This is a genomic window from Coleofasciculus sp. C1-SOL-03 (genome assembly GCF_040220555.1).
Taxonomy (GTDB): domain Bacteria; phylum Cyanobacteriota; class Cyanobacteriia; order Cyanobacteriales; family Coleofasciculaceae; genus Coleofasciculus.
Genome location: NZ_JAVJUO010000143.1, coordinates 1 through 8123, shown reverse-complemented (window position 1 = coordinate 8123; position 8123 = coordinate 1). Strand labels below are relative to the sequence as shown.

General features: G+C 43.4%; 3 protein-coding genes. 1 reads left to right on the top strand and 2 read right to left on the bottom strand.

Features of this window, described 5'->3' with window-relative positions:
- Window positions 1-147 precede the first annotated feature (147 nt).
- Window positions 148-3498, bottom strand: a complete 3351-nt coding sequence (locus RIE73_RS22730) for an ATP-binding protein (RefSeq protein WP_446403357.1) — start codon at window positions 3496-3498, stop codon at window positions 148-150.
- Window positions 3499-4332: 834 nt separating this feature from the next.
- Here RIE73_RS22730 and RIE73_RS22725 point away from each other — a divergent pair.
- A complete protein-coding gene (locus RIE73_RS22725; protein WP_446403356.1) occupies window positions 4333-7038 on the top strand; it encodes a CHASE2 domain-containing protein in 2706 nt (901 codons plus the stop codon).
- A 92-nt stretch (window positions 7039-7130) separates the two neighbouring features.
- Here the strand turns inward: RIE73_RS22725 and RIE73_RS22720 are convergent, their stop codons facing one another.
- The gene (locus tag RIE73_RS22720; protein WP_446403355.1) at window positions 7131-7754 is read right to left on the bottom strand and encodes a DUF928 domain-containing protein; all 624 of its coding nucleotides are present in this window, start codon (window positions 7752-7754) and stop codon (window positions 7131-7133) included.
- Window positions 7755-8123 lie beyond the last annotated feature (369 nt).

Below are 8123 nucleotides of genomic sequence, written 5' to 3'. Positions count from 1 at the left end.
CCCCTGTTTCGGGAATTTCTGCTTCCCCCCTGTTTAAGGGGGGTTAGGGGGGATCTCTGATTACGTCAGAATTTCAGCCTTAAATTGACACTGATGAGCAGCGAGGAACCCCTACAACCGCGATCATCCTGACAATCCCGACAATCACTACCGAATAATAATATCCACCTCCGAGACTCCCGATCGCTCGGCTTGCTGACAACGCTGCTGGTAAAATTGAACCACGCGATCGCGATCATCCCATTGCCAGAGTTGAGTGAAAATCTGCTGCGCTTGGGTATACTCTTTCTCCACATACAGATGCACCCCCCGTTCAAACTCCGTCCGAGTTTGTCGCTTTAGTTTAATCAGTGGCGGCGGGTTACCATCAAACACCTCAAAGATCGCGATCGGTTGGAGTTTTCCTTTCACCGTCACTCGACCTAAGAAACGATAACTATAATGGTGAGCATTTGTCAACCCATTTAACGTTGCTTCGCTAATTAAAATCTCCACCCCAAAAATCTTAGTTAACCCCTCCAAACGCGAGGCTAAATTCACCGCATCCGAAATCACTGTTGTATCCATTCGCTGAGACTCTCCCACCGTTCCCAACATTAAACTCCCCGTATGCACCCCAATCCCAATCGCAATCGGTTCATACCCACAGGCTTGACGGTGATCATTGTACAAACTGACTTGCTGTTGCATCTCAATTGCCGCTTTTACTGCATCATCAGCCATCTGGGGAAATAATGCCATTACCGCATCACCAATATATTTATCAATAAAGCCGCGATAATTGCGAATTACGGGACTCACACGACCTAAATATGAATTCAGAAAATCAAAATTTGCTTTTGGTGATAATTGTTCGGACAGACTGGTAAATGAACGAATATCGGCAAATAAAATAGACATTTCTTTTTGCACCTGATCCCCTAATTGCACATCCACAATACTTTCCCGTTCCAAAAATTGCAGGAATTCATAAGGAACAAACCGTCCGTAAGCGGCATTAATTTTAGCTAAACGGAGATGGGTTTTAATGCGGGCTAATAGTTCATTTTTTAACACAGGCTTGGTTAAATAATCATTCGCCCCAACCGCAAACCCCTCCACTAAATCAGAAATCTGATTTTTCGCCGTTAACAAGACAATCGGTAGTTCATTAGGCAGAAATTGTTCCCGCAGTTTTTTACACAGTTCATATCCCGTCATCTGCGGCATCATGATATCTAGCAAAATTAGATCCGGTTTGAACCCTAAGCGAATCAACTCTAAGGCTTCCAAGGCACTAGACGCTTGAGTAATCGCATAATTTTGCAACGACAGATGATTAACAATTACCTGAAGATTCGTGGGTTCATCATCCACAATTAAAATGTGGAATGTCCCCTCTGGCGTGACAGCCGCCTCTTGAGCCATGAGAATGCGATCGGGGTTAACCGTTCGCGATGTATAATCTTGAATCTGAGGGAGTTCAGCAGCGGGTTGATACTCAACCTTACCCTGAGATAAAGGTAGGGTAAATGTAAATCGTGACCCCACTCCCACCGTAGACTCGACCTTAATTATACCACCATGGAGTTCAACCAATTGTTTAGTAATTGCCAAACCCAATCCCGTTCCCCCATAATGGCGAGCCATGGCACCATTGGCTTGTTCAAAGGATTCAAAAATGCGGTCGATTTTGTCAGGTGGAATGCCAATTCCGGTGTCAATGACATGAATTTCCAGCATGTCATTAACTGGCGTCGCAGAAACTTCAATGGTTCCCTGTTCCGTAAACTTAACTGCATTGCTGACTAAGTTGTATAAAATCTGCTGCACCCGATTTTCATCAGCATCAACCGGGGGAATATCCGGATTAATGCTATTGACTAACTCGATCGATTTCTTGCCTACTAACGGTTGAGAAATGGTTAAAACCACATGGGTAACTTCCCGAATTCCGATGGGTTTAATATTCAGGTGTAGGTTATGGTGTTTGAGTTGCGAGAAATCCAGTAAATCATTAACAAGCTGGTGCAATCGTCTGCCACTGGACACAATCAGCGACAAGTTAAACCGAGTCGCATCCGATAGGTTTCCTGTTACTCCATCAATCAATGATTCCGCAATGCCAATAATTCCATTCAGGGGGGTTTTAAGTTCATGAGACGTGTTGGCTAAAAATTCATCCTTAAGCTGATCGAGTCGTTGTAAGGCAGTATTTTTCGCTTCTAATTCTATGGCATAGTTTTGCAGCAGGTTACGCGCTTGGATGAATTGACGCTCTAACATAACGCCTAACGTAAGAATAAAAAGTAATGTTCCCCAAGGATAAAGTTTTTGATACCAATTTACCCACTCTAAGCGATAAATTAAAATATCATTAATGGCAGATAGAGTAAGCAGACCAAACCCTAATGTAAAGAGTTTGGCTTCAACGTTACCCGTCCGAGAAATTTGCACCGCCTTGGTTAAAATCATTATTGCACTGGCTAAAAACAAGAATTGAGCCAAAGTGACGGTTTGACTCCAAGAAAAGGTATGAGTGGTGACTAAAGTTAAGGCGGCTACCGCATAAGCCAGATGAATTTTCCAGAGATGGCGAATAATCGACTGGCATCTCATCTTAAACATTTCTTGAAAGAACAAGCAACCACTTACAGGTATCAAATAAAAGGATGTATATTCCCAGAACCGTAAGGCTTCTAGATGATTGATAAAGATAGGGATAAAAAAAGACCGCGATAGAGTATAGATGCCGATCATCGTTGTTAAAACACCAAAGTAAAAGTATGATTTTTTTTCGGGGCGACTTAAAGACAATCCCAGAATAATTAATCCTAACGCAAAAAATAGAATGCCGAGTAATGCATGGGTTTGTTGTTGAAAGAAACGTTTAATCACAGCATTATGATCACCCAAGACAACGCGATCAAACAATCCGATATAAATTGAAGCATTTTCTCCGACATACACCCGAAACAAGAGAGTTTGATTTTGGTCGTCTGGATCAAGTTGAATCAGGGGCAATTGATAGTCAGTTAGTGTGGCTTGATTAGCCGCATTGAGTGACCATTGATTATAGATATGTTGTCTGCCTAAATATACGTCTAATATATAAGGAATAGCACCAAAATAGAGAGTCGGGGAGTGCCATTGTCCAGGAGGTAAAGGAACACGTAACCAGAGAATCTGGACATTTTTATGGCTTGGTTTGCGGATTTTTCCGGGAAACTGAAATGATTGCCATTGTTCAGACAATATCTGATTCTGAGTCTCTTGTGAAACCCTGGGTTGTTGTTGAGGAAAATCACCCCAATGATATTGCCATCCCTGAGTGATTTCTACCAGTGACGATGAAACTGGCGCGACTGGAGATTGAGCTGAACCAGATACCGTGTAGACGACTAGGCAACTGAATAATGTTAAAATAAATGCGCCTAGATCAGAAATTCGAGGTTTTTGAGGTAGCCGATGTGAGCGCAATTGCTTCCATCGTTGCTTTATCCATGCACCCCTAGTCATAGTAGAGTCCCTGTTGTGATTGCTGCTATCCTATTTCTATTGTGAGGCAAGTGGACAGAGTTTGGTAGTATTCATACATCTGTAAATCTACTCTTGCGGAGTGGGTTGGCTTACCCGCCAAGAGAATGGTCTTTATGCCACAATGGACAGATAAGTAGGTGGGAAAAATTACAGTTAACCCTGAGGATTGTCTTATGTCTTATGTAAGGGTTTGAAGTATATTTACAAAAGTTAATATAGTTGGATTGATTTCCACTAACCTCCTTACTCCAGGTTCTGGTCAACTAACCAATTTTTAGGAATTGACAAAATGTCTCATTAATGCTTTTTTAATGAACTTTACAAAACTCCTCAATTTTTATGATTTTTTACCTATTTTATGTTTAAGTTCAAGAAGTTATACTGGACTTTTAATAAGGGTAGGTTTTGTTGTTTCGTTATTGGTAACCAGCTAGGTTGAATGTCGCTGACTTAAGCTGGGTTCGTAGTAGGCACGAAGCGTGCCAGAAGCGAAGACAGCGCTTACTACAAACTCTAAAGTTAGGTTGAAGGGCGGGTTTTGTTGGTCTGTTATTGGTAACCATGCTAGGTTGAAGGGCGGGTTTTGTTGTTCCGTTATTGGTGGGGAGGGCGGGTTTTGTTGTTCCTTTATCGGTGAATAGCAGAATTTAGTCCCTAAACCCGCCCCTACAATTGTCCCTACACCCGTCCCTACACCTGCACCTACACCTGCCCTTACACCCGCACCGACAATATAACTATAACTCTTTATTGACGAATGACAAATAACGAATGACAAATGACAAATGAAAAATGACAAATGACGAATGACAAATGATAAATTACCAAGTTGGCGGTAGTCTCAGACATGATGATCCTACCTATGTGGTGCGACAAGCAGACGCCAAACTTTATCAGGCGGTGAAAGCAGGTGAATTTTGTCATGTCCTTAGCCCTCGACAAATGGGCAAATCCTCTCTCCTTGTCAGAACAAAGTATCGCTTGGAAGCAGAAGGATTCCGCTGTGGAGTTCTGGATATGACCACAATTGGTGGTGAATATACAACCCCTGTGCAGTGGTATAAAGGTGTTGTCACCCAGTTATGGTTGGCGTTCAATCTGCGAGGAAAAATCCACTTAAAAACCTGGTGGAAAGAGCGAGACGATCTCTCCTTTTTGCAACGATGCTGTCAGTTTATTCAAGAGGCATTACTCGATCAATTTTCCAGTGAACGGTTGGTTATCTTTATGGATGAAATTGATCGACTTCTCAGCATTGATTTCCCCATTGATGATTTTTGGGCTTTAATTCGCTTTTGCTATAATCAACGTGCGATTAATCCCGACTACAATCGGATTGTCTTTGCCTTCTTTGGCGTCGCTGCACCATCAGACTTAATTCGCGATCGCAGCCGGACTTCTTTTAATATTGGTCAAGCCATAGAACTGCAGGGGTTTAAACTGGAAGAAGTGCAACCCCTAATCCAAGGTTTAGCGGAAAAAGTTAATACACCTGAGGCGATTGTTCAAGCAATCTTAGCCTGGACATCGGGTCAGCCATTTCTCACCCAGAAGTTGTGTAATTTAGTCTGGAAAGCGGCAGAAAATACAGAACCGGATAGGTTGGTTATCGCGCCCGGTCAGGAATACAAGTGGGTAGAAAACTTAGTGCGATCGCGCATCATTTCTAACTGGGCGTCTCAGGATGATCCGGAACATTTGAGAACGATTCAGAATCGCATTCAAGGGAATAGTCAACGGACGGGTAGAATGCTGGGCATTTATCAGCAGGTGTTACAAGGCGTAGAAATTGAGGCAGATGATTCGCGAGAAATAACCGAACTTTTATTGTCGGGTTTGTTGGTTAAAAATCAGGGAATACTCCAGGTAAAGAATAGAATATATGAACAAATATTTAATCAAACCTGGGTAACCAAACAATTAGTTTCCCTGCGTCCTTATGCTGAGGAGTTCAACGCCTGGATTGCCTCAAAAAAACAGAATCCATCCCACCTCTTGCAAGAAGAGGCATTAAGAGAGGCATTAACCTGGTCGCAAGGGAAAAGTTTGAGTGATCTAGATTATCAGTTTTTAGCCGCGAGTCAAGAATTAAATCGACGGGATATTCAGAACGCCCTCAAAGCGATTGAAAAAGCCAATTCTCTGCTGTCATCGGCGACCAAGAAAGTTAAAACTGAACCAATCAGACATCGACTGTGGCGCGGCTGGATTGGCGCGATCAGCCTTAGCACAACTACTCTGGTAATTCTGTTACGTTTAACCGGATTGTTGCAAGGTTTAGAATGGGATGTTTGGGACAAATTTTTCCGAGTTCGCCCCTTAGAACCCCCTGATCCGCGTATTGTAATTGTCACCATTGACGAAAACGATATCACTCAAATTGGACAGTGGCCCCTCCCGGATGCAGTGTTAGCAGAGGCGATTACTCGATTACAAGCGGATAATCCGCGTGTCATTGGTTTAGATGTGTATCGAGATTTACCTGTCGAACCTGGACATCAAGAATTAGTTAAGCTATTTCAGTCTACTCCTAATCTGATTGGTGCCGAGAAAGTTGTTGGTAATTCCGTGAATCCCCCTCCCACGTTAAACCAGTCGGGGCAAATCGGTTTTGTGGATATGGTATTGGATGCAGATGGCAAAGTCCGCCGAGGCTTAATATCTGTTAAACGCGGCGATAAACTTCACCTGAGTTTCAGCTTAAAACTAGCATTGTACTATCTAGAAACCCAAGGAATTACACCTCAAACTCAAGCACAGCATCATTGGCAATTGGGTCAGGCAATTTTTTCACCGTTGGATAAAAATGATGGCGGCTATGTGCGGGTTAATACTGGGGGTTATCAGATCTTATTAAACTATCGTGGCAGGTTAGAGGATTTTTACACCATCTCGCTTACCGATTTACTAGAGAATCGGATTCCCGTAGAATTAAAGCGTGATCATGGGTTTACCGGACGGGTTATTTTAATTGGCGCGATCGCAACCAGCCTGAAGGACTTTTTCTATACCCCCTACAGTGGGAGTTTGTCTCGCACACCACAGGGAATGGCGGGTGTTGTGGTTCATGCTAATTTGACCAGCCAGATTTTGAGTGCAGCTTTGGATAATCGTCCCCTAATTCGGACATGGAGTGAATTCCAAGAGGGGTTGTGGGTTTTGGTGTGGTCTTTAATTGGTACAGTATTAAGTTGGCGGTTGCAGTCTCCTCAGAGGGTGGCGTTGGGAATTGCGATCGCGGGTTTAGTCTTAGTCTCCGTCGCCTATACCGCCTTCTTACAGGGGTGGTGGATACCTGTGATTCCGCCAATCCTAGGATTAATTCTATCCGCGATCGCACTGTCTTGGTTTACCAGCAAGCAAATCGAAAAACTCCAACTCCGTCGCATTCTTGAGTTACTCACCCAAGACTACCCCACATCTCCGGCGGCTGTACGGATTGCTCTAGAATATCTGAAAAAGTCCGAACGCGAAAGCAATCACGCCTTGATTGAAGAATGTCTCCCGAACAGGGAATAAGAAACAGGGAGATGGGGGAGATGAGGGAGATGAGGGAGATGGGGGAGATGGGGGAGATGGGGGAGATGGGGAAGTTAACTCAAAACTCTACCTTACCTGTTCCCTGTTCCCTGTTCCCCGTTCCCCGTTCCCTGTTCCCCGTTCCCTGTAATTTGTTGAGATTCGACTCGCTCAATTACACCCGTTAAAGTCGGGTCATTGGGATCAAGAGACTGTTGACAAATTAAGCTGATCGACCATTGATATGGCGTATTTTTCTTTAGATCAGGCGCATCTTCTGGTAATGGAAAGCTAAACTCACTCCCAGTTTTTGGTAATGTGATGATTGTCTGGTAATCATACTCTTCCTCAGCATCCTTTAAACTAAAAAACACCTTCTGTGCTACCGTTTCCGGGATATACAGTGAGAATGTAGGACGTTGGGCGATCGTTTTACTTTCAACTGGCATCAAAACCGAAAATCCTGGTGTACCTTCAGCCACCTCATCTTGGGTACAATGACCGCCATCACGAGTTCCTGCCCCTTTTGTATCATCATCTGGACTGTCATCTCCAGGAGGTGTAAAAGGTTCATTATTATTCGGATTTTCCACAGCTTGAGTTTGGGCAAGCAGACTAGGAACAATCGCCAATTCTAAAGATAGTGTGATGGACACTAGAATTAACGCGAAACGCCAACTCAGCCACTTTACACTGAAAAAATGAAAGGGTTTCATGAGTCTAAAATTGATACAGGGGTCTAAAATTAATACAGTTACTCTAGAGATAGACTCGTTTAAGTGACGGTCTATCCACCTGAAGATTTAATTGCTTTTTTCAGCAAGACATTCCGAAATTGCTGTCACCCTATTTGTGGAGTTGTCTAAGTCTTGTATTATAACATTTAGCGAAAATAGCATCCACCAAAAGGCAGAAGATAGAGGGACTGGCGGAGCTGGGGGAGCTGGGGGAGCTGGGGGAGCCTTACAGGTGTAGGTTTTTTATTTTATGGTTGGGACAAGACAAGGAGGACAAGGATGGAAAGAAGACAAGGGGGAAAAACCGTACAAAATTAGGTTCGGTCAAGCTAACTTCTAAAAGCCGAA

Excerpts from the sequence above, each read along its gene's own strand:
- RIE73_RS22730 (WP_446403357.1), bottom strand. The coding sequence starts at position 3,498 with ATGACTAGGGGTGCATGGATAAAGCAACGATGGAAGCAATTGCGCTCA.
- RIE73_RS22725 (WP_446403356.1), top strand. The coding sequence starts at position 4,333 with ATGATAAATTACCAAGTTGGCGGTAGTCTCAGACATGATGATCCTACC.
- RIE73_RS22720 (WP_446403355.1), bottom strand. The coding sequence starts at position 7,754 with ATGAAACCCTTTCATTTTTTCAGTGTAAAGTGGCTGAGTTGGCGTTTC.